The following is a 25,474-nucleotide window of genomic DNA, read 5'->3' on the forward strand; positions in this document are numbered from 1 at the left end:
CGTAACGATACCGGGCGGTCGGGAGGCCGCCCGGAGGTCGCTACCCCAGCAGGTCCCGATATTCCTCACGCAGCGCCGCCTTCTTCAACTTGCCCGTCGCGCTATGCGGCAGGGCGTCGACGAAGATCACCCGATCCGGCAGCCACCATTTCGCGACCTTGGTCGCAAGATGCGCCAGCACAGCGTCGGCATCGACGTCAGCCCCGGGGCGCTTCACCACCAGCAGCACCGGCCGTTCGTCCCAGCGCGGATGCGGCACGCCGATCGCCGCCGCTTCCGCCACACCGGGGCAACCGACCGCGGCGTTCTCCAGATCGACCGAACTGATCCACTCGCCGCCCGACTTGATGACGTCCTTCGCCCGGTCGGTAATCTGCATCGTGCCGTCGGGGTGCAGCATCGCCACGTCGCCGGTGTCGAACCAGCCGTCCGCCGTCAGCGCGTCGCCGGCTTCGTCGCGGAAATAGCGTTTGAGGACCCATGGCCCGCGCACCTGCAACCGGCCCGACGTCGCGCCATCGCGCGGCAGGATTGCGCCATCCTCGTCGACGGTGCGCAGTTCGACGCCGAACGGCACCTTGCCCTGGCGGCACACCTGATCGACCCGCTGGTCGAAGCTCAGATCGTCCCAGTCCGCGCCCGGCGCGCCCATCGTCCCGATCGGCGACGTTTCGGTCATGCCCCAGGCGTGGTTGACCCGTACGCCCATCCGCATGATCCGTTCGATCATCGCGCGCGGCGCAGCCGATCCGCCGATCGTCACGACCTTCAGATGCTCGGGGCTGTGGCCGGTGGCGTCCATATACTGAAACATCGCGAACCACACGGTCGGCACCCCCGCCGAATGCGTCACCCGTTCGCGGTTCATCAGATCGCACAGCACCGCCGGTTCGTTGACCGCCGAGAACACGATCTTCGCGCCCACCGCCGGCGCGGCGAAGGGCAGTCCCCAGCCGACCGCATGGAACATCGGCACCACCGGCAGGCACACCGCGCGCTGCGAGAGGTCGAATTCGTCGGGCTGCAACTCGGCAATGGCATGCAGCACGTTCGACCGGTGCGAATAGATCACGCCCTTCGGATCGCCGGTCGTGCCGCTGGTATAGCAGATCATGCAATGGTCGCGCTCGTCGCCCTCGACCCACGCATAGTCGCCGGTTTCGGGCGCGATCAGCGCGGCGAAGCCGTCCGGCCCGTCGCCGTCCATCACGATGAAATGTTCGATGCCCGACAGGCGCGGCCTCATCCGCTCGACGATGGGCGCAAACACTGCATCGTAGAGCAGCACCCGGTCGCCGGCATGGTCGGCAATATAGGCAAGCTGGTCGTCGAACAGCCGCGGATTGATCGTGTGGACGATCCCGCCCATGCCGATCACGCCGTACCAGGCGATCAGGTGATGGGCATGGTTCATCGCCATCGTCGCCACCCGGTCGCCCGGCCGGATGCCGAGCCGCTCCAGCGCCTGCGCCAGCCGCCGCGCGTCGCGGGCAATGCCCGCCCAGTTGGTCCGCGTCTCGCTGCCGTTCGCCCAGCGAGTGACGATCTCGCGCCCGCCATGCTCGCGTTCGGCATGATCGAGCAAGCGGGGTACTCGAAGTTCGAAATCCTGCATTCCGCCCAGCACGCGCACTCTCCTTCGCGAACGGGGCTGTACCGCCCCTATCCGACGGCGGCGATCGGTGGCTTCACCGTATCGAACGCCGCCTGGGCGACACCTTGCAGCCTGCCGACCCGTTCGGCAAGCTCGCCATCGATCCGAAAATCGCGTCCCAGGCATACCCGAGCTTCGATTCCATCGACGGCAGGTACCGATACCCAGATTTCGCCACGCCCGCCACGCTCGCCCATCACCAATCCTGCCAGGGCCGGATAGGCGGCAGCATCGTCGATGGTGAGGTCCAGCCGCAGCCGCACGTCGCGCGCGATCATATCGAACGGCTTCAACGCCTTGACGGTCGCCCGCGCGCTCTCATCTCCCGCGCGGCGATCGAGTTCGAGCGTGAACAGCCCGCACCCGCCGACCTTGCCCGCCGCTTCCAGATCGTTCGCCGGTCCCTCGTCGAAACACGTCACCGGCACCTGTCCGGTCGCGTCGGACAACGTCGCCATCATGTAGCGCTTGCCCCGCGCGGAGGTACGCCAGCGTGCATCCTCGACCAATGCCGCCACCGTCGCGCCGACTCGCCCGCCCTCGGGCACATGGGTATCGGCGAGATCCGCGATCTTGCGCGCACCATGGGCGCTGGCGAGATGCGCGTAGCGATCGAGCGGATGGGCCGAAAAATAGAAGCCGAACGCGTCCTTTTCCGCCGCGATCGCCTGTGTCAGCGACCAATGCACGTCGGGCATCCGGATCGCCGCCTCGACAGCGCCACTCGCCTCACCGAACAACCCGCCCTGCCCGCTCGACCGGTTCGCCTCGGTCCGCTGCGCCGTCGCCATCAGCGTGTCGGCCAGCGCGTGGACCCCGGCGCGGTCGAGCGCGATACAGTCGAATGCGCCTGCCGACGCCAGAGTCTCGATCTGCCGCTTGTTCAGCAGCTTTGGGTCGACCCGCGTCGCGAAATCGTCAAGCGACTTATACGGTCCCTTGGCCCCGCGTTCCTCGACCATCAATTCCATCGCGCGTTCGCCGACGCCCTTCAGCGCCGACAGCGCATAGCGCACCGCCAGCCCGTTCTCCGTCTCCTCGACGCCGAAGGTCGCGTCGCTGGCGTTGATGCACGGCGGCAGGCACTCGATCCGCAGCCGTTTCATATCATCGACAAAAATCGCCAGCTTATCGGTCTGCGCATAATCGAACGCCATCGACGCCGCGAAGAATTCGTGGGGATGATGCGCCTTCAGCCACGCCGTCTGATAGGCGAGCAACGCATAGGCCGCAGCGTGGCTCTTGTTGAAGCCATAGCCGGCGAACTTGTCGATCAAGTCGAACAGCTCATTGGCCTTGGCCGCCGGGATGCCGTTCACTTCGGCACAGCCCTTTACGAAGATCGAGCGCTGCGCGTCCATCTCCGCCTTGACCTTCTTGCCCATCGCCCGCCGCAGCATGTCCGCGCCGCCGAGCGAATAGCCGGCGAGGATCTGTGCCGCCTGCATCACCTGTTCCTGATAGACGAAGATCCCGTAGGTCTCCTTCAGGATCGGTTCGAGCAGGTCGTGCGGGTAGATCAACTCCTCGCGCCCGGCCTTGCGCGCGCCGAACGAGGGGATGTTGTCCATCGGACCCGGCCGGTACAGCGACACGAGCGCGATGATGTCGCCGAAATTGGTCGGCCGAACCGCGGTCAGCGTCCGCCGCATCCCTTCCGATTCCAGCTGGAACACGCCGACCGTGTCGCCGCGCTTGAGCAGTTCGTAGGTCGCTTCGTCGTCCCAAAGCAGGCTGTCGAGATCGACGACGACCCCGCGCCGCGCCAACAATTCGACCGCGAATTTGAGGACCGAGAGCGTTTTCAAGCCCAGAAAGTCGAACTTCACCAGCCCTGCGCCTTCGACATATTTCATGTCGAACTGCGTGACCGGCATGTCGGAACGGGGATCGCGGTAGAGCGGCACCAGCTGCGCCAGCGGCCGGTCGCCGATCACCACGCCCGCCGCGTGGGTCGAGCTGTGCCGCGGCAACCCCTCCAGCTTCATGGCGAGGTCGAGCAGCCGCCGGACATCCTCCTCGCGCTCATATTGCTGGTTCAGTTCGGACACGCCGTTGATCGCGCGGTCCAGCGTCCACGGATCGGTCGGATGGTTCGGTACCAGCTTGGCAAGGCGGTCGACCTGACCATAGCTCATCTGCAACACGCGGCCGGTGTCCTTCAGCACCGCGCGCGCCTTCAGCTTCCCGAAGGTGATGATCTGCGCCACCTGATCGCGACCATATTTCTGCTGCACGTAGCGGATGACCTCGCCACGCCGGGTTTCGCAGAAATCGATGTCGAAGTCGGGCATCGACACGCGTTCCGGGTTCAGGAAGCGTTCGAACAGCAGCCCCAGCTTGATCGGGTCGAGATCGGTGATCGTCAGCGCCCACGCGACCGCCGAGCCTGCACCCGAACCACGGCCCGGCCCGACCGGAATATCGTGATCCTTCGCCCATTTGATAAAGTCGGCAACGATCAGGAAATAGCCCGGAAACCCCATTTGGCAGATGACGTCGAGTTCGAAGTCGAGCCGTTGGAAATAGTCGGGGAAGCGCGCGACCAGTTCGTCCTCGGACAATTCCGGTACCTTGCCGGTCACGGCGGGCGCCGGTGCATCTTCCCATGGCGCGGGTGCCTCCACCGCGACCTCGGCAGTCACCATGCCCGCTTCGAGCGCGACGATCTTGCGCAGCCGGTCGACCAGGCCCGCGCGCGAATCGACGCGCAGCTTCAGCGCCTCGCCTTCGCGATCGCCGGCAAGGCTCGGCAGGATCGGCTTGCGCTTCGGCGCCGCCACCGCGCAGCGCTGCGCGACGACCAGCGTATTGGCCAGCGCTTCGGGCAGGTCGGCGAACATCTCCTGCATCACCGGCGCGGGTTTCAGCCATGCCTGGGGCGACGAACGCTGGCGATCCTCGCTGGCGACATAGCTGGACGACGCGATGCACAGCATGGCGTCGTGCGCGTCGTGGAAGTCGGCATCGGCAAAACAGCACGGATTGGTCGCGACCAGTGGCAGGTCGCGGGCATAAGCGAGGTCGAGCAAGTGCGGTTCCGCCTTGGCCTCGATCACATCGTCGCGCCGGGCGATCTCGACATAGAGCCGGTCGCCGAACAGCGCCTGCAACCGGTCGGCATAGGCCGCCGCCTCATCGTCGCGCCCCGCCGCGAACAGTCGCGCCAGCGCGCCATCGCCCGCTCCGGTCAGCGCGACCAGCCCTTCGCTGCGCCCGATCAGGGCATCGATCGGCACATGCGCCGGAATTTCGACCGGCCGGTCGAGATGCGCCATCGACACCAGCGCACATAGATTGTCGTAGCCGCGTGCGTCCTGTGCATAGAGCGGCAGCCAGTCGATCTCCGGCTCAACACCATCCGCCCCGCCCGGGCGCGCGACGGCCAGCAACGTGCCGACCACCGGCTGCACGCCCTGATCCTTGCACGCGTCGGAAAACGCCATCGCCGCATACAGCCCGTTGCGGTCGGACAGGCCGGCGGCAGGAAAGCCGAGTTTGCGCGCGACCTTGGCAATCGCCTTCGGATCGATCGCCCCTTCCAGCATGGTGAAGGAGGAGAAGATACGAAGTGGTACGAACCCGGAATGCGCCATCCGATGGACCTAACCATCCGACCGTGATTCGACCAGTGGGGGAGCGGTTACAAATGCCCCCTCATCTGCCCGGCCCCGATCCGGGGCATGTCGTGGAGCGGGTGCCGCGAAGGACGGACTTCACCCCAGCGCCGCGACGATCGCCCCTTCGAGGTCCTCCGGTTTGGTGGTCGGCGCGAACCGCTGCACTCGTCCGTCGCGCCCGACCAGGAATTTGGTGAAGTTCCACTTCACCCCCTCGCTGCCCAGCACGCCCGGCGCGGCCTTCTTCAATGCGCGGAACAGCGGCGCGGCCGCTGCGCCATTCACATCGACCTTGGCGAAGACGGGAAAGCTGACGTCATAGGTCAGCGAACAGAACTGCACGATCTCCGCCGCATCGCCCGGCTCCTGCCCGCCGAACTGGTTGCACGGGAAGCCGAGCACCGCGAAGCCCTGCGCGCCGAACCTGCGGTGCAGCGCCTCCAGCCCGGCATATTGCGGCGTGAACCCACATTTGGACGCGACGTTGACGATCAACAGCACCTTGCCGCGATAATCGGCCAGCGTCGTCTCGGCACCGTCGGCAGTCCGCACCGGCAGGTCGTACAGGTCGCTCATGCGAGCACCCCGTCGTGCAGCCGGACCACCCGGTCCATCCGGTTGGCCAGTCGCTCGTTATGCGTCGCGACCAGCGCCGCCGACCCCTGCCCACGCACCAGCCGGATGAATTCGGCGAACACCACGTCGGCCGTCGCCTCGTCCAGATTGCCGGTCGGTTCGTCGGCGAGCACCAGTGCCGGGCGATTGGCCAGCGCGCGCGCCACCGCCACCCGCTGCTGTTCGCCGCCCGACAACTGGCTCGGCCGATGATCGAGCCGCTTGCCCAGCCCCAGCGCGGTCAGCAATTCCTCCGCCCGCGCATTCGCCTCCACCCGCGTGCCGCCGCGTACCAGTTGCGGCAGCACGACATTCTCCAGCGCGTTGAAATCGGGCAGCAGGTGGTGGAACTGATAGATGAAGCCCATGCGGTCGCGGCGCACCTCGGTCCGGCGATTGGCACCGGCCTTCGCGACCTGTTCGCCACAGACCAGAATCTCGCCTTCGAAGCCGCCTTCGAGCAGGCCGACCGCCTGCAACAGCGTCGACTTGCCCGACCCCGATGGCCCGAGCAGCGCGACGATCTCGCCCGGCGCGATGGTCAGGTCGACCCCGCGCAGCACGTCGATCGTCACCGCGCCTTGCGTGAAGCTGCGCTGCAAGGCGCGAGTCTGGAGGACCGGTTCAGTCATAACGCAGCACCTGCACGGGATCGGTATTGGCCGCCTTGAACGCCGGATACAGCGTGGCGAGGAACGAGAAGAGCAAGGCGACCAGCGCGATCGTCACCACCTCGACCGGATCGACCTTCGACGGCAATTCGGTCAGATAGCGCATCGTCGGGTCCCAGATGTCGATGCCGGTCACCGCGCCGATGCCCTCGACCACCTTCTGCCGGAAGGTCAGGAACACGAAGCCGAGGATCAGCCCCGCGCCCACGCCCAGCGCGCCGATCGTCGTGCCGACGGTCATGAAGATCCGCAACAGCCCGCCCCGCGTCGCGCCCATCGTGCGCAGGATCGCGATATCGCGCGTCTTGGCGCGGACCAGCATGATCAGCGAGGACAGGATGTTGAACACCGCGATCAGGATGATGATCGACAATACGGTGAAGGTGACGATCCGGTCGACCGACAGCGCCTGGAACAGTTCGGAATTGAGCTGTCGCCAATCGGTGATCTGGGCGCTGGCGACGTATTTTTCGCGTAAGGGTGCTAGGATGCGGTCGACATCGTCGGGGTCGGACGTCTCCAGTTCGATCGATCCGACCGAATCGCCGGTCAGCAGCAATTGCTGCGCATCCTCGATCGGCATGATGACGAACGCCTTGTCGTAATCATACACTCCGACCTCGACGATCGCGGCGATGCGATAGGGCACCTGCCGGATCATCGTGCCGAACGGGGTCGTCGGCCCCTGCGGGCTGATGACGGTGATCTCACTGCCGACGGTCACACCCAGCGCCATGGCCAGCCGGCTGCCGATCACGACATTGCCGCTGCCCGGCGTCACCGCGTTCAGCGACCCCTGTTTCACATTGTCGCGGATCGTCGGGTTGTCGCGGATATCCTCGATGCGCATGCCGCGCATCAGGATGAACTCGGACCGGCCGTTATAGGTCGCGAACAGCGGCTGTTCGATCAACGGCGTCGCACTGGTCACGCCCGGCGTCCGCCTAGCCTCCGCCGCGATGCGGCGCCAGTCGGGCAACTGGTTATTATATCCCTGGATCAACGCATGGCCGTTCAGCCCGACGATCTTGTCGAACAGTTCGGCGCGGAAGCCGTTCATCACGCTCATCACGATGACGAGGGCAGCGACACCCAGCATCACCGCGACGAGGCTGATCGACGCTACCAGCGCGATGAACGCCTCGCCCCGTCCGGGCAGGAGATAGCGGCGGGCGATCATCCGCTCGTAACGCGATAGCAGCATAAGGGCGGTCGGTGTCCTCGAACGGGGGCGTTGATCGGGCTGTAGGTAGGCGCGGGTCCGACTTCAATCCATGCTGTTGCCGAATCGACACATGGTTAGCAAAACCGTAGCAAAGCTGCCGCAAAGCCGGTGACAGATCAGGCGCGGTTCCGTATCGAGAATGCCACGAAGCGCAGGCAAGCAAGGCCACGGTTCGGGGAGGCCAACCGGCTCCGCCCTGGAAGGGGGGAAGGGGCGTAGAAGCGGTGGCAACCAAGGGGGCTGACGAGCGATCGTCACGCAGGCGGCCGGGCTGGTGACAGTCCGGCCGTTTGCCGTTTGCGGACCTCGTATTTGTCGGCTTGCCGCGGCGGCTTACCGTCGTCTCTTTGCGTCGGATCGCTTGGCCGACCATAAGCTACTCAAATCGTTGTCGATCTGGATCGCTGCCGGCAGCAGCCATGTGCCAAAGTTCACAAAGTTCACACTTGCCGCGTTTTGACAGGTCACCCGGTTCGATCGATAAAAGCCGCCAGCAGTCGAGACAGGAACCAACCGGCGCGCATGGTGGCACGGTCGTGTCTTGTAGGACAGCGGGGGGATCCGCGACCGACCGACAATCCGTTCGCAATACGGAGCTTTGATCGACGAACCTCCATCGTCGCTCCCGCGCGGGCGGGGGTCGATCTGCGCCAAGATCGTCGATCCATCGGAAACGGTAGCGACCGGGTATCCCGCCTACGCCGGAATCACGAGATACGTTGACGGCACCGACCATCGATCGCGTCTGTCGGCGGCTGCTTTCCAAAAAATCAGTACCCGCGCGCCGTGCGAAAATTAGCTGAAAATCCACTTGAAGCGCTTCATCAGCGAACCATATCGGTTCACGAGCGGTGCTTTCGAGGCCGCTTACGAACCGGCATCGCTTCGTGGATGCCGCTCGGTTCAACTCGCTTCATTCGGAGGATTTGACATGCGTAGCTTCGACTTCACCCCGTATCGCCGCTCGACCATCGGTTTCGACCGTCTGTTCGACATGCTCGAAAACAACGCGCGCGCGACCACGGGCGAAAACTATCCGCCCTTCAATCTCGAACGCCTCGCCGAGGATCGCTATCGCATCACGCTCGCGATCGCCGGGTTCAAGCGCGAAGAGGTGGACATCACCGCCCAGCAGAACCTGCTCGTCGTCTCGGGCCGCAAGGCCGACCAGACCGACGCACAGAAGAGTGCGGTCCTGCATCTGGGCATCGCCAACCGCAGCTTCGAGCGCCGGTTCGAACTGGCCGATTTCATCGTCGTCGAACACGCCGACCTCGCCGATGGCCTGCTGACCATCGACCTGCGTCGCGAGGTCCCCGACGCCATGAAGCCGCGCCGGATCGCGATCGGCGGCACGACCGAACAGCCGGTCATCGCGAACGACGCGACCAAAACCGACGATTCGGCACACGCTGCCTAAACTACGGCGCGCTGCTCCCTTGCGCGCCGTGGGCGGGCGCCCGAACCATTTGGGTTCGGGCGCCCGTTCCGGTTTGTGGGTTTGGCGGTGACATTATTGAGCGGAGCGACATCCCGCAGGACTAGTTCGAAACCTCGCCAAGAGCCGCGTGCCAATCCGCCGACGCACCGTACCCCCGCGCAGGCGGGGGTCCAGAGCCAAGCAAAACAACGGTTTGCGTTCAGGACCCTGGACCCCCGCCTGCGCGGGGGTACGGTAGGAGGCCAGGAATCGGCACTTCCGCAAAAGGCCCGATCAAGCCCGGCGTGACGTAATTAGCGGAGCTACCCTCTGCGCCTCAAACCAACCGCGACTGCTTCACCGCGGCCGCGATGAAGCTGGCGAACAGCGGATGCGGGTCGAACGGCTTGGACTTGAGTTCCGGGTGGAACTGCACGCCGACGAACCACGGATGATCCGGCCGTTCGACGATTTCGGGCAGCATCCCGTCGGGCGACATGCCCGAGAAGACCAGACCGCCCGATTCGAGCAGGTCGCGATAGCCGGTGTTGACCTCGTAGCGATGGCGATGCCGCTCGCTGATCGTCGTACCGCCATAAATCGACGCGACCACCGAATTGCCGGTCAGCGTCGCTTCATAGGCGCCCAGCCGCATCGTGCCGCCCAGATCGCCGTCCGATTCGCGCTTCTGGATGCCCTCGGGGCTCATCCATTCGGTGATCATGCCAACCACCGGTTCCTCGGTCGGGCCGAATTCGGTCGACGACGCATCCGGAATGCCGCCGGTCGTGCGCACGCCCTCGATGCACGCCATTTGCATGCCGAAGCAGATGCCGAAATAGGGCACCTTGCGCTCGCGCGCGAAGCGGACGCTGGCGATCTTGCCCTCGGCACCGCGCTCGCCGAACGCGCCGGGGACGAGGATCGCGTGGCACGGCTCCAGCTCGGCGGCGACCAGATCGTGATCGCCCTCGAACAGTTCCGCGTCGATCCAGCGGATATTGACCTTCACCCGGTTGGCGATGCCGCCATGGACCAGCGCCTCGTTCAGCGACTTGTACGCGTCCTGCAGCCCGACATATTTGCCGACCACGCCGATCGTGACTTCACCCTCGGGGTTCTGCAGCCGGTCCATGATGTCGCTCCAGCGCGACAGGTCAGGCGTGCCCTCCGGCTCGATGCCGAAGGCGCGCAGCACTTCGGCGTCCAGCCCCTCGGCATGATATTGCTCGGGGACCGCATAGATGCTCGGCGCGTCGAGCGCGGGGATGACCGCGCCCGCCGGCACGTTGCAGAACAGCGCGATCTTCGCGCGTTCGCTGGCCGGCAGCGGCTTTTCGCAGCGGCAGACCAGCACGTCGGGCTGCACGCCCAGCGCCGCCAGTTCGCGCACCGAATGTTGGGTCGGCTTGGTCTTCAGCTCGCCGGCCGCCGCGATATACGGCACCAGCGTGACATGGATGCTGATCGAACGGCCGCGGCCCAGTTCGTTTTTAAGCTGACGGATCGCCTCGATGAACGGCAGCGATTCGATGTCGCCGACCGTGCCGCCGATCTCGCACAGCACGAAATCGAGGTCTTGCCCGTCGTCATCGACGGTATCGGCCTGCGCGAACGCCTTGATCGCGTCGGTGACGTGGGGGACGACCTGCACCGTCGCGCCCAGATAATCGCCGCGCCGTTCGCGCTGGATGATCGTCTGATAGATACGGCCGGACGTTACGTTGTCCGACTGGTGCGCCGCGACGCCGGTGAAGCGTTCATAATGGCCGAGATCGAGGTCGGTCTCCGCCCCGTCGTCGGTCACATAGACTTCGCCATGCTGATAGGGCGACATCGTGCCCGGATCGACGTTCAGATAGGGATCGAACTTGCGGATGCGGACCTTGTAGCCGCGCGCCTGCAAGAGTGCTGCGAGAGAGGCCGCCATGAGGCCCTTGCCGAGCGACGAAACCACGCCGCCGGTGATGAAGATATACCGCGCCATGGGAGATATCGCCTAGCGTCGAACGCCATCGCCGCCAAGCGCGGGATTGCTCCCACGCCCGCGAAATACGACGGACCGGTTGATGAAAGTGGGTTTAGCGGGCCAGCGGGACCGCGCCGTTGTCGGCACCCGTCAGATTGCCGATCGGATCGGCGGCCGGATTGACCGGCGCGCTGGCGGCGGGCGGCGGAGTCGTCGGCCGCGCCAGCGAGGTATCGATCGAGTTCGCCCCCCGATTCGCCGCGATCACCGCCAGCGCGATGCTCATCGCGATGAACAGCCCGGCGAGGATCGCGGTCGCCCGCGTCAGGAAATCGGCCGCTCCCCGCGCCGACATCAGCCCCGACGGGCTACCGCCGGTGGTCAGCCCGCCGCCTTCCGACTTCTGCATGAGGATCACCGTCACGAGCAGCGCGGCGATGATCGCATGGACGACGAGCAGGAAGGTGAACATGGTCGGGGAACATTTCCGAAAGAAAGGAGTGCGAGTTCGAAGCGCGGCACATAGGCGAGGCTGCCGCGCCAATCAACCGAGCGCCACCGACCAATCCGTAACATTATCGTATCGACCGGGAAACCAAGCGCGCAATTGCGACGTTCATCTTTCGACCCCGCCTCACGGCCTGTATCGACGTTAGGTTGCTGCGATGTTCCCCACGATCCCCCTGAAGAAATGGATGGACGGCTTGGTCGACTATGTCCGCTCGGGCGAGCCGGACCTGACCAACCGCCAGATGGCGCTGATGATGATCGTCTATCTGCAACCCGGCCCCCATACCGTCCGCGGTCTGGCGCGTGCGCTGAACGTATCGAAGCCGGTCGTAACGCGCGCCTTGAATCGTTTGGGTACGCTCGGCTATCTCCGCCGCCAACGCGACGATGCCGACAAGCGCAACATCTTCGTCGCGCAGACCAGCGAAGGGGCCAATTTTCTTGCAGAGTTCGGGCAGTTCATGGGCGGCGACGGCGTCGGCGACTTCCAACGACGCGCCAGCGCGTAGCCGCTTTGCGCTGCGCGGCCGGTCGGTCGCGCTCGATTCCCGGATCGATGCGGTCCGCCGCGATCTGGCCGATATCCGCCTGGCCGACCGGGTGTTCGCGCCGCATTATGCCGTTCCCGCTCGCCGCAGCGTCGGCCTGACGACGGCGATCCTCGACGCGACCGAGGGCGGCATCGTGTCGCAGGCGCTTGCCGGCGAGCCGTTCGACGTGCTCGAATTCACCTCGACCCATGGCTGGGGCCGCTCGCCGATCGACGGCAGCGTCGGCTTCGTGGCGCGCGATGCGTTGGTCGAGGCATATGACGCGACGCATGTCGTCGTGGCTGCGAAGACGGTTCTCCATGCCGATCGGTCGCTCGATCGCCCCCTCCCCCTGTCGTTGCCGATGGGTTGTCGCGTCGCGGCAGTGCCGGCCAACGACGAATGGGCGGAGGTCGATGGCGGCTATGTCCTGCGGGCAACGCTCCTGCCGCTCAGCGACGAGGCCGGCGATGCGGTAGCCTATGCGACCCGGTTGCAGGGGGTGCCGACGATCCCCGGCGGCCGATCCGCCGAGGGTGTCGATGCCGCCGGTCTGGTCTTCCTCGCCCTGTCGCTGGCGGGGTCGCCCCCGCCCCGCTTCCTCGACCTGCAGGCCGAGACGATCGGCACGCCGCTGGCCGTCGGCGATCCGCTGCGTCGCGGCGATTTGATCTACTTTAACGACCATGTCGCAATGCTGGTCGATAGCGATACCGCCATCCATGCCGACGACGTCGTGCGGTGCGAACCCGTCGCCACGCTCGACCGGTTCGGCCCCATTCGCGCCCGGAGGCGCCCCGCATGACCGTTCGCGTCTTTATCGACGGTGCCGCCGGCACCACCGGCCTCGAAATCGCCGACCGGCTGTCGGGCCGGACCGAGATCGACTTCATCACCCTCGACGATGCCCGGCGCAAGGACGCGACGGCGCGGCGCGAGGCGCTGAACGACGCCGATTTCGTCATCCTCTGCCTGCCCGACGACGCGGCGCGCGAGGCGGTGTCGTTGATCGACAACGACCGGACCCGCGTCATCGACGCTTCGACCGCGCACCGCGTCGCCGATGGCTGGACCTATGGCATGGCGGAACTCGAGCCGGCCCAGCCGGGCGCGATCGCGACGGCGATGCGGGTGTCGAACCCCGGCTGCTATCCGACCGGCTTCCTCGCGCTGGTGCGGCCGCTGGTCCGCGCCGGGCTGATCCCGCACGAATGGCCGGTCAGCGTCAATGCCGTCTCGGGCTATTCGGGTGGCGGCAAGGCGATGATCGCCGCGTTCGAGAATGGCGAGACCGATACCGCATGGCTCGGCTATGGCCTGTCGCTCGCGCACAAGCATGTGCCCGAAATGCAGCGCCACGCCCGCCTTGCCCACCCGCCGCTGTTCCAGCCTTCGGTCGCGCGCGCCTATCGCGGCATGGTGGTCGAGGTGCCGTTGCCGCTGTTCGCCTTCCACCGCCGCCCCAGCCTGTCGGCGATCGAGCAGACGCTGCGTGAGGCCTATCGCGAATCGCCGGTGGTGCGCGTGCTCGATGGCGACGACAGTGCGATCCCGATCGAGGCCGATGCCGGCACCGACCGCCTCTCGCTGCGCGTGTTCGGCAATATGGAAACGGGTCAGGCGCGGCTGGTCGCGACGCTCGACAATCTGGGCAAGGGCGCGGCCGGGGCGGCAGTGCAGAATTTCAACCTGATGGCCGGATTCGACCAGACGGCGGGGCTGACGCTGTAAGAACGGCCTGTTTGTAATATTCTGATAATCCTGCAATCGTTCGCATTACATACCTATGCTGCCTTCGCGTTTGCGAAATAGGCTGCTAGGAGCGCGCGGGACCGAGTTTGAAGATAGGAGCACGCATGACGAGGCAAGCGGTAGCGAAGCTGCTGTTGTTCGGCGCGACCGGGGATTTGTCGCAACGGATGCTGCTCCCGTCGCTCTACGGCCTCCATGCCGATGGTCTGCTGCCCGCGGGGCTGACGATCACCGGCACCGCGCGGCACGAGCATGACGACGAAGGGTTCCGCGCGTTCGCCAAACACGCGCTCGACCAGTTCCTGCCCGACGATCGCAAGGACGAAGTGGCGATCGAGGGCTTCCTCGCGCGGCTCCACTATCAGCCGCTCGACGCGTCGAACGTCGAAGGCTTTGCCGACCTCGCCACGAAACTGGGCGACATATCGGGCGGCCTCGCCATCTTCCTGTCGACCGCGCCGTGGCTGTTCGGTCCGACCATCACGGGGCTGAAGAGCGCCGGCCTCGCCGGTCCGAACGTCCGCATCAGCCTTGAGAAGCCGCTCGGCAAGGATCTCGAATCGAGCCGCGAGATCAACGATCTGGTCGCGGCGGCCTTTCCCGAGGAGCGGACCTTCCGCATCGACCATTATCTCGGCAAGGAGACGGTCCAGAACATCCTCGCGCTGCGGTTCGGCAATGCGATGTTCGAGCCGGTCTGGAACGCGCGCGGCATCGACCATGTCCAGATCACCATTTCGGAGACGGTCGGCCTCGAAGGGCGCGCCGGCTATTATGACGAGGTCGGCGCGTTGCGCGACATGGTGCAGAACCACGTCCTGCAACTGATGGCGCTGATCGCGATGGAGCCGCCCGCCAAGTTCGACGGCACCTCGATCCGCGACGAGAAGGTCAAGGTGCTGCGTTCGCTCCGTCCGATCGGCCCGGCCGAAGTCGGCACCCACACCGTCACCGGCCAGTACGACGCCGGCGCGGTCAAGGGTGAGATCGTACGCGGCTATGACGAGGAACTGGGCAAGGATTCGGACACCGAAACCTTCGTCGCGGTGAAGGCGCATATCGACAACTGGCGCTGGCAGGGCGTGCCCTTCTATCTGCGCACCGGCAAGCGGATGCAGGATCGGCATTCGGAGATTTCGATCCAGTTCAAGCCGGTACCGCATTCGATCTTCGCCGATCGCGGCGGGCGGTTGCAGCCCAACACGCTGGTCATCCGCCTGCAGCCGGAGGAATATGTCCGCTTGCTGGTCATGGCCAAGGAACCGGGCCTCGACCGCGACGGCGTGCGCCTGCGCGAAGTGCCGCTCGACCTGTCGCTGACCACCGCCTTTGCCGGCACCCGGCGCCGCATCGCGTACGAACGGCTGCTGCTCGACCTGATCGAGGGCGATCCGACGCTGTTCGTCCGCCGCGACGAGGTCGAGGCGCAATGGCAATGGATCGACGCGATCCGCGACGGGTGGAAGGCGAATGCGACCAGCCCCAAGGGCTATCCGTCGGGTAGCTGGGGACCCAATGCCAGCGTCGCGCTGACCGAACGCGACGGGGTGACGTGGAACGAGTGAGCGCCTTACGCGCTCCACTTCCACACCATAATTATCCCGTTCAGTTCGAGCAGCATCGAGCGAAGTCGAGATGCGTCCGTCGAGAACCGGTTCTCGACAAGCTCGAACAGAACGGAAAAATACACGGGAAGACAGAATGACCGAGATCGAATGGTGGGAATATGACGAACCCGCCGAATTCGCCGAAGCGTTGGCCGGCGATATCCAGTTCATCATCGAATCGGCGATCGACGCGCGCGGCGCGGCGGTGATCGCGCTGGCGGGCGGTCGCACCCCTGCCCCGATCTATGAGAAGCTGATCAAGGCCAAGCTCGACTGGAAGCGGGTGACGATCGTCCCGACCGACGATCGCATCGTCCCGATGGGCGACGCGATGTCGAACGTCACCGGCCTCGCCAAGGTGTTCCTGCCCAAGGGCGCGCGGGTGATCCCGCTGACCGCCGAAAAGGCGGCGGACTATAAGGCGGCCGGCCGCGCCGCCGACGCCCGGTTGCAGGATCTGCACTGGCCGCTCGACCTGTGCCTGCTCGGCATGGGCGCCGATGGCCATACCGCGTCGATCTTTCCGGGCCCCGATCTGGCCGAGGCGCTGACCGGTCCTAAGGAACGCCGCGCGCTGGGCGTCATGCCCGACCCGCTGCCGCCCGAGGCCCCCGTCGCCCGCGTGACGCTGAGCCACGCCGCGATCGCTTCGGCGCGCGCGCTGATGATCGCCATCACCGGCGACGAAAAGAAATCGGTGCTTGAACGCGCCGTCGATCAGGGCGCATCCTCCGCCTATCCGATCGGCCGCGTGCTGGCCGAAGTCGAACTTCCCGTCGATATCCACTGGAGCCGCTGATGGCCCTCAACGCCACGATCGCCGCCGTCACCGACCGCATCATCGAAGCGTCGCGCGACAAACGCGCCGCCTATCTCGCGCTGATCGATCGGGAGCGCGAAAGTGGCGTCGACCGGCCGATGCTCGGCTGCGCGAACCTCGCCCATGCCTATGCCGGCACCGACGAGGATCGCGATGCGATGCGGCCGGCCAACCGCATGAACATCGGCATCGTCACCGCCTATAACGACATGCTGTCGGCACATGCGACCTATTACCGCTATCCCGAACAGATGAAGGTCTGGGCGCGCGAGGCGGGCGTGACGGCGCAGGTCGCGGGCGGCGTGCCGGCGATGTGCGACGGGGTGACGCAGGGCTTTCCGGGCATGGAATTGTCGCTGTTCAGCCGCGACACCATCGCATTGTCGACGGCGGTATCGCTGAGCCACGGCACGTTCGAGGGCGCGGCGCTGCTCGGCATCTGCGACAAGATCGTACCGGGCCTGCTGATGGGCGCGCTGCGCTTCGGCCATCTGCCGATGGTGCTGATCCCCGGCGGCCCGATGCGGTCGGGCATCCCCAACAAGCAGAAGGCGGCGGTCCGCGAAGCCTATGCCGAGGGCAAGGTCGGGCGCGAGGAACTGCTCGACGCCGAGATCGCCGCCTATCATGGCAAGGGTACCTGCACCTTCTATGGCACCGCCAATTCGAACCAGATGATGATGGAGGCGATGGGGCTGCACGTCCCCGACGCCGCCTTCGCCAATCCGGGGACGAAGCTGCGCCAGGAACTGACCCGCCATGCGGTCCATCGCCTTGCCGAAATCGGCTGGGACGGCGACGATTACCGTCCGATCGGCCGCGTGGTCGATGAGAAGGCGATCGTGAACGCGGCGATCGTGCTGCTCGCGACCGGCGGGTCGACCAACCATCTGATCCACCTGCCCGCCATCGCGCGTTCGGCCGGGATCATCATCGACTGGGAAGACTTCAACCGGTTGAGCCAGGCCGTGCCGCTGCTGACGCGCGTCTATCCGAACGGATCGGCCGATGTGAACGGGTTCGAGGATGCCGGCGGTCCGTCCTTCGTCATCCGCGAGCTGCTGAACGGCGGTTTGATGCATGGCGACGTGATGACGATCGCGAAGGATGGCATGGCCGCCTATGGCCGCAAGTCGACGATCGAGAACGACCAGCTCGTCTGGAAGGAACATGGCCCGGTCAGCGGCGACGACACCATCGTCCGCACCGTCGCCAATCCGTTCAACGAAGAGGGCGGCTTCCGCATTCTGCAGGGCAATATCGGTCGCGCGTGCATCAAGGTGTCGGCAGTCGATCGCGATCGCTGGATCATCGAGGCGCCCTGCCGCGTGTTCAGCGATCAGGCGTCGGTCCAGGCGGCGTTCAAGGCTGGCGAACTCGACCGCGATGTCGTCGTCGTTGTTCGCCACCAGGGGCCGCGCGCCAACGGCATGCCCGAACTCCACAAGCTGACCCCGCCGCTCGGCGTGCTGCAGAATCGCGGCTACCGTGTCGCGCTGGTGACCGATGGCCGCATGTCGGGCGCGTCGGGGAAGGTGCCGGCCGCGATCCATTTGTCGCCCGAGGCACTGGGCGGCGGTCCGATCGGCAAGCTGCGCGATGGCGACATCGTCCGGCTCGACGCCGATGCGAATACGCTCGAAGCGCTGGTCCCTGCCGACGAATGGGCGGCGCGCGAGCATGCGCCGGTGCCGCCGGAGGCCGATGGCACCGGTCGCGAGATTTTCGCGATGATGCGGCAGGGGGCGAGCGAAGCCGAAGCCGGCGCATCGGCGATGCTGGCGGCGGCGGGGCTGTAATCGCCTAACGAATGCAATCGTACCCCCGCGCAGGCGGGGGTCCAGAGGCACAAGCGTCGACCTGCGTAACTCTGGATCCCCGCCTTCGCGGGGATACGCAAAAGGGGTAAAGGGAGAGGTCATGGAAGTCGTTGCGGTAGATATCGGCGGAACGCACGCCCGCTTCGCGATCGCCGAGGTCGAGGATGGCCGCGTCGTCCATCTGGGCGAGCCGATCACTCAGAAGGTCGCCGAACATGGCAGCCTGCAGCTCGCCTGGCGCGCGTTCGAACGCGATCTCGGCCGTCCGCTGCCCAAGGCGGCCAGCCTCGCGGTCGCCTCGCCGGTCAACGATACGCTCATCAAATTCACCAACAATCCGTGGATCATCCGTCCGCCGCTGATGGAGGAACGGCTGGGCGTCGAAACCTGGACGATCATCAACGATTTCGGTGCGGTGGGCCATGCCGTGGCACAGGTCGCGGAGGAAGATTTCATCCATCTGTGCGGGCCGGAAGGGCCGCTGCCGACCCGCGGCGTGACCACCATCTGCGGACCGGGCACCGGCCTTGGCGTTGCGCAGTTGCTGCGGACCGAGGAAGGCTATCACGTCCTCGAAACCGAAGGCGGGCATCAGGATTTCGCGCCGCTCGACGGGATCGAGGACGCGCTGCTCAAGCGTCTGCGCAAGGCGCATGGTCGCGGCTCGAACGAGCGCGCCTGCGCCGGTCCGTCGATCGTCGCATGGTACGAGACGCTGGCCGAGATCGAAGGCGCGCCGATGCCGCATAGCGACGACAAGACGATCTGGGCCGCCGCGCTCGACGGGACCGACAGCATCGCCGTCGCCGCGCTCGATCGTTTCTGCCTGACGCTCGGCGCGGTCGCGGGCGACCTCGCGCTGGCGCAGGGGGCGAAGGCGGTGGTCATCGCTGGCGGCCTCGGCCTGCGGTTGAAGGATCACCTGCTTGAATCGGGATTCGGTACGCGCTTCACTGCGAAAGGCCGCTTTCAGCAGCTGATGGCGGGCGTCTCCGTCAAGCTCATCACCCATCCCCAGCCCGGCCTGTTCGGGGCCGCCGCCGCCTTTGCGCAGGAGCACGCTCGATGACCGTCACCATCGCCGATATCATGCAAACCAGCCCGGTGATCCCGGTACTGGTCATTCACGACGCCGCCGAAGCGCGCCCGATGGCCGAGGCGCTGGTCAAGGGCGGCCTGCGCGTACTCGAAGTGACGCTGCGCACCCCCGCCGCGCTCGAAGCGATCGCCGAGATGAAGAAGGTCGACGGCGCGATCGTCGGTGCCGGCACCGTCGTCAACACGCAGCAGTTCAAGCAGGCGATGGACGCCGGATCGGAGTTCATCGTCTCGCCCGGCCTGACCGAAACGATCGCACGGCCGATCATCGACAGCCGCGTGCCGTTCCTTCCCGGCATCGCCAATGCCGGCGACATCATGCGCGGGCTCGACCTCGGCCTGACGCACTTCAAATTCTTCCCTGCCGAAGCATCGGGTGGGCTGAAGGCGTTGAAGGCGTTGGCGGCGCCCTTCTATCAGGCAAAATTTTGCCCGACCGGTGGCATCACCGAAGCGACCGCGCCCGAATGGCTCGCGTTCGATCCGGTGCTGTGCGTCGGCGGAAGCTGGATCGTCGGCGCGACCCATGCGGAGACCGAAACGCGGGCGCACGCAGCGGCGGGTTTGAAGGGATAGAATCCTCCCCGCTCCGCGGGGAGGGGGACCATGCGCAGCATGGTGGAGGGGGTTGGCCCCGTACGCGACGTCAGCGTTTGCGGCGATCCCCCTCCACCAGCTTCGCTGGTCCCCCTCCCCATGAATGGGGAGGATTGTTGGGACTTACATCTCGCCGCGCGCGCGGCGGATCTCGTACCACTTCTTCACATTGGCGTTATGTTCGGCCAGCGTGTCGGCAAACACATGCCCCCCGCTGCCGTCCGCGACGAAATACAGCGCCTTCGTCTCCGCCGGATCGAGCACCGCGTCGATCGACGCGCGCCCCGGGTTCGCGATCGGCCCGACCGGCAGGCCTGCCGAGGCATAGGTGTTGTACCCGTTCTTCGCCTGCAACTCCGAACGGCGGATCCGCCGGCCCAGCGGCTTTCCCTTGGTAATCGGGTAGATGACGGTCGGATCGGCCTGTAGCCGCATGCCGACGCGTAGCCGGTTCGAGTAGACGGCAGCGACCATCCGCCGTTCGGACGGCTTGCCGGTTTCCTTCTCGACGATCGAGGCGAGAATAATCGCCTCACGCGGCGACTTCACCACCGTCGTCGGCTTGCGCTTCTTCCACGCCTCGGCAAGATAACGATCCATCGCACCCTGCATCCGCTCGACCAGAGCGGCGCGGTCGCCGTCCCGCTCATAGCTATAGCTGTCGGGGAGGATGCTGCCCTCGGCCGGCAGCGGTGCGGTCCCGGCCATCTGCGGCGCCTTCGCCACCGCTTCCTGCACCAGCACCGACGGCCAGCCTTCGGGCACCATCACGAAGCGTTGCAGCGTCTTGCCGCCCTGCAACAGCTTCAGCACGTCCGCCTGGCTCAATCCCTTCGGGATGCGGTACTCGCCGGCGCGGATCGGTTCGTCGCTGCCGAGGAAGCGGGCGAGCAGGCGGAAACGACCGGCCGACCGGATCGCGCCCGCCTCCTCCAGCTTCTCGGCCGCCGAGGCGAGGCTGGCGCCCTGCGGCACGGTCACCGTCAGCATCCGCTGCGCCGGACCGGCCCCGCCCCAGCTCTGGATGACGAGGAACAGCGCGCCGATGGCGAGCAGTCCGACGACCAGGCCGACGCAACCGATCCGGCGCATGGCGTCAGATCGCCTTCATCACCAGTGAGGCATTGGTGCCGCCGAAACCGAACGAATTGTTCAGCACCGCGCGCACCTGCCGCTTCTTGGCTACATGCGGCACCAGGTCGACGCCTTCGGTTCCCTCGTCCGGATTGTCGAGGTTCAGCGTCGGCGGAACGATCTGGTCGCGTAGCGCGAGGATGCAGAAGATGCTTTCCACCGCCCCGGCGCCACCCAGCAGATGGCCGATCGCCGACTTGGTGCTCGACATCGATGCGCCCGACAGGTCGTCGCCGAACACGCGCTTGGCCGCCGCCAGTTCGATCGTGTCCGCCATGGTCGAGGTGCCATGGGCGTTGATATAGTCGATGTCCGACGGCTCCATGCCCGCCTTACGCAGCGCCATGCGCATCGCGTTCTCCGCGCCCTTGCCCTCGGGATGCGGCGCGGTGACGTGATAGGCGTCGCCCGACAGGCCATAGCCGACGACTTCGGCATAGATTTTCGCGCCGCGCGCCTTGGCGTGCTCATATTCCTCGAGCACGATGACACCCGCGCCCTCGCCCATCACGAAGCCGTCGCGATCCTTGTCATAGGGGCGGCTTGCCTCGGTCGGGCGGTCGTTCATGCTCATGTTGAGGGCGCGCGCCTGCGCAAAGCCGGCGACGCCCAGCGGGTTGACCGTGCTTTCCGCACCGCCCGCCAGCATGATGTCGGCATCGTCGTCGCGGATCATCCGCGCCGCGTCACCGATCGAATGCGCGCCGGTCGAGCATGCCGTGACGACCGCATGGTTCGGTCCCATCAGGCCGTACTTGATCGACACCTGGCCGCTGATCAGGTTGATCAGCCGTCCATGGACGAAATGCGGGCTGACCCGTCCCGGGCCGCGTTCGTGCAGGTTGACCGATTCGATCTCGATCCCCGGCAGACCTCCGATCCCCGATCCGATCGAGACACCGGCACGCAGCTTCGTCGCCTCGTCCATGTCGGTCAGGCCGGCATCTTCCAGCGCCTGTCCGGCGGCATCGATGCCATAGACGATGAACGGATCGACCTGCCGCTGGATCTTGTGATCGACGCGCTTGTTCGGATCGAAGCCATATTCGTGGTCGGCCGGCTTCACCTCGCACGCGATCCGGCATTTCTGGTTCGACGCATCGAAATGCGTGATCGGCCCCGCGCCCGACTTGCCGGCGATCAGGTTCTTCCACGCGGTTTCCACCTCGGCACCCAGCGGGGTCACGAGGCCGAGGCCGGTCACGACTACGCGGCGCATGGCATTACTCTCCGTTCAGATACTTAACGAACGACCCCCCGCCCATGGCTTTTCGCCGGGACGGGGGGCCGCGATGGTCTCGGCAGATGGCGGGACGCGATAGCGCGCCCCCGCCGGATCAGCCCTTATGCTCGTCGATATAGGTGATCGCGTCCTTGACGGTCGTGATCTTCTCGGCGGCATCGTCGGGGATCTCGACGCCGAATTCTTCCTCGAACGCCATCACCAGCTCGACGATGTCGAGGCTGTCCGCGCCCAGATCGTCGATGAAGCTCGCGTCTTCGGTAACCTTTTCCGCTTCGACGCCGAGATGCTCGACGACGATCTTCTTCACGCGTTCGGCAGTCTCGCTCATATTCATTCCCTCTTCACATCCGGGGTGTATCGTACCTGAACGCCCCTAAAGCGCGTCCGGCTTCGGCGCAAGTCCGCCGCTCAAGCCTTTGCAGCGAACAGGCGGGCCAGCGTCGCGGCATTATACGCATAGCCGCCCATCAGCCGCTGCACCCGCGTATCGCCCTTTTGCGCGCCCGCCAGCGTCATCATGCCGCTCATGAAGGCATCGACCTGCGCCGTCTGCTTACGCGCCAGAAAGGCGTTCAGGACGGCAGTCGGCGTCTGGCTCAACCGGCGGTTGACCGCGATCGGATCGACGCCCTTCGCGCTCAGCCCCGACGCCAGCGCCTCGACCGCGATGCTGGTGACGACGATCTCGCCCGCGCGGGCATCCGCCTTGCCGGTGCCGGGCTGACAGGCGGCGGCCTGGGCGCGCGCCTTCCTGACCAGTGCCTCGGTCGCGGGCGCCGGCTTCTTGCCCTCCAGCACGCCGACGATCATGCCCTGTTGCAGGCGCGCCATGTCGGCCTTGGGCATCTTGGTCGCGACGCAACGTACGACGTTCGCATCGCCCGCCGCCAGCATCGCCGCCATCAGCACTACGCTCATATCATCGCCATCCCGCCATTCACATGGATCGTCTGGCCGGTGACATAGCCGGCCTCGCGACTGGCGAGATAGGCGACCGCCGCGGCGACGTCACCGCCCGTCCCCAACGCCCCGGCCGGAATCTTGCCCAGCAGGGCGGCTTTCTGCGCATCGGGCAGCACATCGGTCATCGCCGACGCCATGAAGCCGGGCGCGACGCAGTTGACGGTAATGCCGCGGCTGGCAAGTTCGGCGGCCAGCGCCTTCGACATGCCGACCAGGCCCGCCTTCGACGCGGCATAGTTGGCCTGTCCGGGATTGCCGGTCTGCCCGACGACCGAGGTGATCGAGACGATGCGGCCGAAGCGCGCCTTCATCATCGGCTTGGCAGCGGCACGACACAGGCGGAACGCCGCCTCGAGGTTGACGCGGATCACCTGGTCCCATTCGTCGTCCTTCATCCGCATCGCGAGGTTGTCGCGGGTGACGCCGGCATTGTTGACGAGGATGTCGAGCTTGCCGAGCGCGGCCACCGCCTGCGGCACCAGCCCGTCGACCGCCGCACCGTCGGACAGGTCGCAGACGAGCGGCACATGGTCACCGCCCAGTTCGGCGGCGAACGCCTCCAGCTTGGCGGCATTGGAGCCGGACAGCGCGAGGCGAGCACCCTGCGCGACGAGGCCCTTGGCAATCGCGGAACCGAGCCCGCCGCTGGCGCCGGTTACGAGGGCGGTCATTCCCGTTAGGTCGAACATCGTATCTTCCCTTGATTATATTTCGCGCAAAGGCGCAAAGGACGCAGAGGGGTCATAGTTGTTGACCAACCGCCGCACCCCTTCCTTCAGCGTCTCGCCGCCAAAATTGATCAGCAGACCGACCGGCTGCTTCGTCAGCCGCAGATACGTCAGAAGCTGCTTCGCATGAACCCGGGACAGTTGCTCCGTCGATTTTATCTCCACGATGAACTGTCCATCGATCAGGAGGTCCAGCCGGAACGCAGCATCAAAATGCGTCCCTTCAAACTCGAAATCGACCGGATATTGTCGTTGCACGTCATAGCCGCGTTCACGGAGCTTCGCTGCAAGCACCGTCTCGTACACGCTTTCCAATAGTCCCGGACCAAGCTGACGGTGGATGCGGATGGCCAGATCAATGACATCGCGACTGATCCGGTCAACATCCGACATCCACAACCCCTTTGCGTCCTTTGCGCCTTTGCGCGCTACATCGTTCTTACAACCGCCCCACGAGCGCCTCGATATCAGCCATCGTCACTACGCTGGTTGCGGTCACGTCGGGGGCGATGCGCTTGACCATCGCGCCGAGGACCTTGCCGCCCAGTTCGACGAAGTCGCCGACACCGGCATTCTGCATCGCCAGCACCGACTCGCGCCAGCGGACCATGCCGGTCACCTGCTCGACCAGCAGCGTGCGGATCGCTTCCGGATCGGCGACCGGCGCTGCCGTGACATTGGCATAGACCGGCACCACCGGCGCCGACAGCGCGACATCGGCCAGCGCCGCCGCCATCGCATCGGCCGCCGGCTGCATCATCGGGCAGTGGAACGGCGCCGACACCGGCAGCACGACCGCACGCTTGATGCCCATTTCCTTTGCCAGCGGCACGGCACGGTCGATCGCCGCCTTCGCGCCCGAGATGACGACCTGCGACGGATCATTGTCGTTGGCGACGGTGCAGACATCGCCCTCGGCCGCCGCCTCGGCCAAGGCCTGCGCCTTGGCGAGGTCGGCACCGAGCAGCGCCGCCATGGCGCCCTCGCCCACCGGCACCGCCGCCTGCATCGCCTGCCCGCGCAGCTTGAGCAGCCGGGCCGTGGTCGATAGGTCGAGCGCGCCGGCGGCGCATAGCGCGGTATATTCGCCGAGCGAATGGCCCGCGACGAAATCGGCCTTGTCGGACAGGCGGATGCCGCCTTCCCGCTCCAGCACGCGCAGCGTCGCGATGGCATTGGCCATGATCGCCGGCTGCGCATTCTCGGTCAGCAGCAGGTCCGCATCGGGACCATCGGCCATCAGGCGGAAGAGATGCTGGCCCAGCGCCTCGTCCACTTCCTGGAACACCTCGCGGGCATGGGGGCTGGCGGCGGCAAGCGCGGCGCCCATGCCGACCGACTGGCTCCCCTGCCCCGGAAAGATGAATGCGCGCATCGCCAAACGTCTCCTGCAAATCCAAGCCGGGCGGGGTAGTCGCATGGCCAAGCTGAACGCAAGGGGGCGCATCGCGACATGCTGCGACCATTTCGTCGCGCGGCTGACAAATCCCGGTTA

General features: G+C 66.0%; 23 protein-coding genes. 9 read left to right on the forward strand and 14 right to left on the reverse strand.

Going from position 1 to position 25,474, the window contains the following annotated elements:
• Positions 1 to 40: 40 nt before the first annotated feature.
• The 5 genes from ACZ1JS_RS07740 to ACZ1JS_RS07760 form a co-directional block, all read right to left on the reverse strand.
• Positions 41 to 1,615 (reverse strand): long-chain fatty acid--CoA ligase, encoded by a 1,575-nt coding sequence (locus ACZ1JS_RS07740; protein WP_465168656.1) that lies wholly within the window; start codon positions 1,613 to 1,615, stop codon positions 41 to 43.
• 47 nt (positions 1,616 to 1,662) lie between these two features.
• A complete protein-coding gene (gene dnaE / locus ACZ1JS_RS07745) occupies positions 1,663 to 5,250 on the reverse strand; it encodes a DNA polymerase III subunit alpha (protein WP_465168423.1) in 3,588 nt (1,195 codons plus the stop codon).
• A 120-nt stretch (positions 5,251 to 5,370) separates the two neighbouring features.
• Entirely contained in the window at positions 5,371 to 5,850 is a 480-nt protein-coding gene (locus ACZ1JS_RS07750; RefSeq protein ID WP_465168424.1) for a glutathione peroxidase, read from the reverse strand.
• Entirely contained in the window at positions 5,847 to 6,521 is a 675-nt protein-coding gene (locus tag ACZ1JS_RS07755; protein ID WP_465168425.1) for an ABC transporter ATP-binding protein, read from the reverse strand. The genes ACZ1JS_RS07750 and ACZ1JS_RS07755 overlap by 4 nt, the downstream gene beginning before the upstream one ends.
• Positions 6,514 to 7,764 carry a lipoprotein-releasing ABC transporter permease subunit gene (locus tag ACZ1JS_RS07760; RefSeq protein WP_465168426.1) on the reverse strand — a complete coding sequence of 417 codons (1,251 nt, stop codon included), beginning with the start codon at positions 7,762 to 7,764 and terminating at the stop codon, positions 6,514 to 6,516. The genes ACZ1JS_RS07755 and ACZ1JS_RS07760 overlap by 8 nt, the downstream gene beginning before the upstream one ends.
• A gap of 952 nt (positions 7,765 to 8,716) precedes the next feature.
• Between ACZ1JS_RS07760 and ACZ1JS_RS07765 the strand changes: the two genes are divergently transcribed.
• The gene (locus ACZ1JS_RS07765) at positions 8,717 to 9,205 is read left to right on the forward strand and encodes an Hsp20 family protein (RefSeq protein WP_465168427.1); all 489 of its coding nucleotides are present in this window, start codon (positions 8,717 to 8,719) and stop codon (positions 9,203 to 9,205) included.
• Between the two features lie 337 nt (positions 9,206 to 9,542).
• Here ACZ1JS_RS07765 and ACZ1JS_RS07770 read toward each other — a convergent pair whose 3' ends face one another.
• Together ACZ1JS_RS07770 and secG are read right to left on the reverse strand one after the other, a co-directional pair.
• The gene (locus tag ACZ1JS_RS07770) at positions 9,543 to 11,192 is read right to left on the reverse strand and encodes a CTP synthase (protein WP_465168428.1); all 1,650 of its coding nucleotides are present in this window, start codon (positions 11,190 to 11,192) and stop codon (positions 9,543 to 9,545) included.
• Positions 11,193 to 11,286: 94 nt separating this feature from the next.
• Positions 11,287 to 11,646, reverse strand: a complete 360-nt coding sequence (gene secG / locus ACZ1JS_RS07775) for a preprotein translocase subunit SecG (RefSeq protein ID WP_345875476.1) — start codon at positions 11,644 to 11,646, stop codon at positions 11,287 to 11,289.
• 223 nt (positions 11,647 to 11,869) lie between these two features.
• Here secG and ACZ1JS_RS07780 point away from each other — a divergent pair, with 223 nt between their 5' ends.
• From ACZ1JS_RS07780 to eda, 8 genes are all read left to right on the forward strand, one after another.
• Positions 11,870 to 12,193: a MarR family transcriptional regulator gene (locus tag ACZ1JS_RS07780; protein ID WP_056401160.1), complete on the forward strand. Its 324-nt coding sequence runs from the start codon at positions 11,870 to 11,872 to the stop codon at positions 12,191 to 12,193.
• Positions 12,126 to 13,019, forward strand: coding sequence for a C40 family peptidase (locus ACZ1JS_RS07785; protein WP_465168429.1), 894 nt, complete (start codon positions 12,126 to 12,128; stop codon positions 13,017 to 13,019). The genes ACZ1JS_RS07780 and ACZ1JS_RS07785 overlap by 68 nt, the downstream gene beginning before the upstream one ends.
• Positions 13,016 to 13,945, forward strand: a complete 930-nt coding sequence (gene argC / locus ACZ1JS_RS07790) for an N-acetyl-gamma-glutamyl-phosphate reductase (protein WP_345875474.1) — start codon at positions 13,016 to 13,018, stop codon at positions 13,943 to 13,945. Before ACZ1JS_RS07785 ends, argC begins: the two co-directional genes overlap by 4 nt.
• 125 nt (positions 13,946 to 14,070) lie before the next feature.
• Positions 14,071 to 15,531 carry a glucose-6-phosphate dehydrogenase gene (zwf, locus tag ACZ1JS_RS07795; protein ID WP_465168430.1) on the forward strand — a complete coding sequence of 487 codons (1,461 nt, stop codon included), beginning with the start codon at positions 14,071 to 14,073 and terminating at the stop codon, positions 15,529 to 15,531.
• A gap of 136 nt (positions 15,532 to 15,667) precedes the next feature.
• Complete coding sequence (pgl, locus tag ACZ1JS_RS07800) at positions 15,668 to 16,372, forward strand: 6-phosphogluconolactonase (RefSeq protein ID WP_465168431.1); 705 nt, start codon at positions 15,668 to 15,670, stop codon at positions 16,370 to 16,372.
• The gene (gene edd, locus ACZ1JS_RS07805; RefSeq protein ID WP_465168432.1) at positions 16,372 to 18,192 is read left to right on the forward strand and encodes a phosphogluconate dehydratase; all 1,821 of its coding nucleotides are present in this window, start codon (positions 16,372 to 16,374) and stop codon (positions 18,190 to 18,192) included. The genes pgl and edd overlap by 1 nt, the downstream gene beginning before the upstream one ends.
• Before the next feature lie 121 nt (positions 18,193 to 18,313).
• A complete protein-coding gene (locus ACZ1JS_RS07810) occupies positions 18,314 to 19,282 on the forward strand; it encodes a glucokinase (protein WP_465168433.1) in 969 nt (322 codons plus the stop codon).
• Positions 19,279 to 19,887, forward strand: a complete 609-nt coding sequence (gene eda, locus ACZ1JS_RS07815) for a bifunctional 4-hydroxy-2-oxoglutarate aldolase/2-dehydro-3-deoxy-phosphogluconate aldolase (RefSeq protein WP_465168434.1) — start codon at positions 19,279 to 19,281, stop codon at positions 19,885 to 19,887. The genes ACZ1JS_RS07810 and eda overlap by 4 nt, the downstream gene beginning before the upstream one ends.
• 144 nt (positions 19,888 to 20,031) lie before the next feature.
• On the opposite strand, the gene mltG is transcribed toward eda, so the two are convergent.
• The 7 genes from mltG to fabD all read right to left on the reverse strand — a co-directional run bounded on the left by mltG (position 20,032) and on the right by fabD (position 25,354).
• Positions 20,032 to 21,000, reverse strand: coding sequence for an endolytic transglycosylase MltG (gene mltG, locus ACZ1JS_RS07820; RefSeq protein ID WP_465168435.1), 969 nt, complete (start codon positions 20,998 to 21,000; stop codon positions 20,032 to 20,034).
• 4 nt (positions 21,001 to 21,004) lie between these two features.
• The gene (gene fabF / locus ACZ1JS_RS07825; RefSeq protein WP_465168436.1) at positions 21,005 to 22,261 is read right to left on the reverse strand and encodes a beta-ketoacyl-ACP synthase II; all 1,257 of its coding nucleotides are present in this window, start codon (positions 22,259 to 22,261) and stop codon (positions 21,005 to 21,007) included.
• 118 nt (positions 22,262 to 22,379) lie between these two features.
• Positions 22,380 to 22,616, reverse strand: a complete 237-nt coding sequence (locus ACZ1JS_RS07830; RefSeq protein WP_055760552.1) for an acyl carrier protein — start codon at positions 22,614 to 22,616, stop codon at positions 22,380 to 22,382.
• Positions 22,617 to 22,696: 80 nt separating this feature from the next.
• Complete coding sequence (locus tag ACZ1JS_RS07835; protein WP_465168437.1) at positions 22,697 to 23,206, reverse strand: hypothetical protein; 510 nt, start codon at positions 23,204 to 23,206, stop codon at positions 22,697 to 22,699.
• Positions 23,203 to 23,940 carry a 3-oxoacyl-[acyl-carrier-protein] reductase gene (gene fabG / locus ACZ1JS_RS07840; protein WP_465168438.1) on the reverse strand — a complete coding sequence of 246 codons (738 nt, stop codon included), beginning with the start codon at positions 23,938 to 23,940 and terminating at the stop codon, positions 23,203 to 23,205. Before fabG ends, ACZ1JS_RS07835 begins: the two co-directional genes overlap by 4 nt.
• A 15-nt stretch (positions 23,941 to 23,955) precedes the next feature.
• Positions 23,956 to 24,372, reverse strand: coding sequence for a GxxExxY protein (locus ACZ1JS_RS07845; protein ID WP_465168439.1), 417 nt, complete (start codon positions 24,370 to 24,372; stop codon positions 23,956 to 23,958).
• A gap of 46 nt (positions 24,373 to 24,418) precedes the next feature.
• Positions 24,419 to 25,354, reverse strand: coding sequence for an ACP S-malonyltransferase (gene fabD / locus ACZ1JS_RS07850; RefSeq protein ID WP_465168440.1), 936 nt, complete (start codon positions 25,352 to 25,354; stop codon positions 24,419 to 24,421).
• Positions 25,355 to 25,474: the final 120 nt, after the last annotated feature.

It is taken from the genome of Sphingomonas sp. BL-S-05, assembly GCF_055521695.1.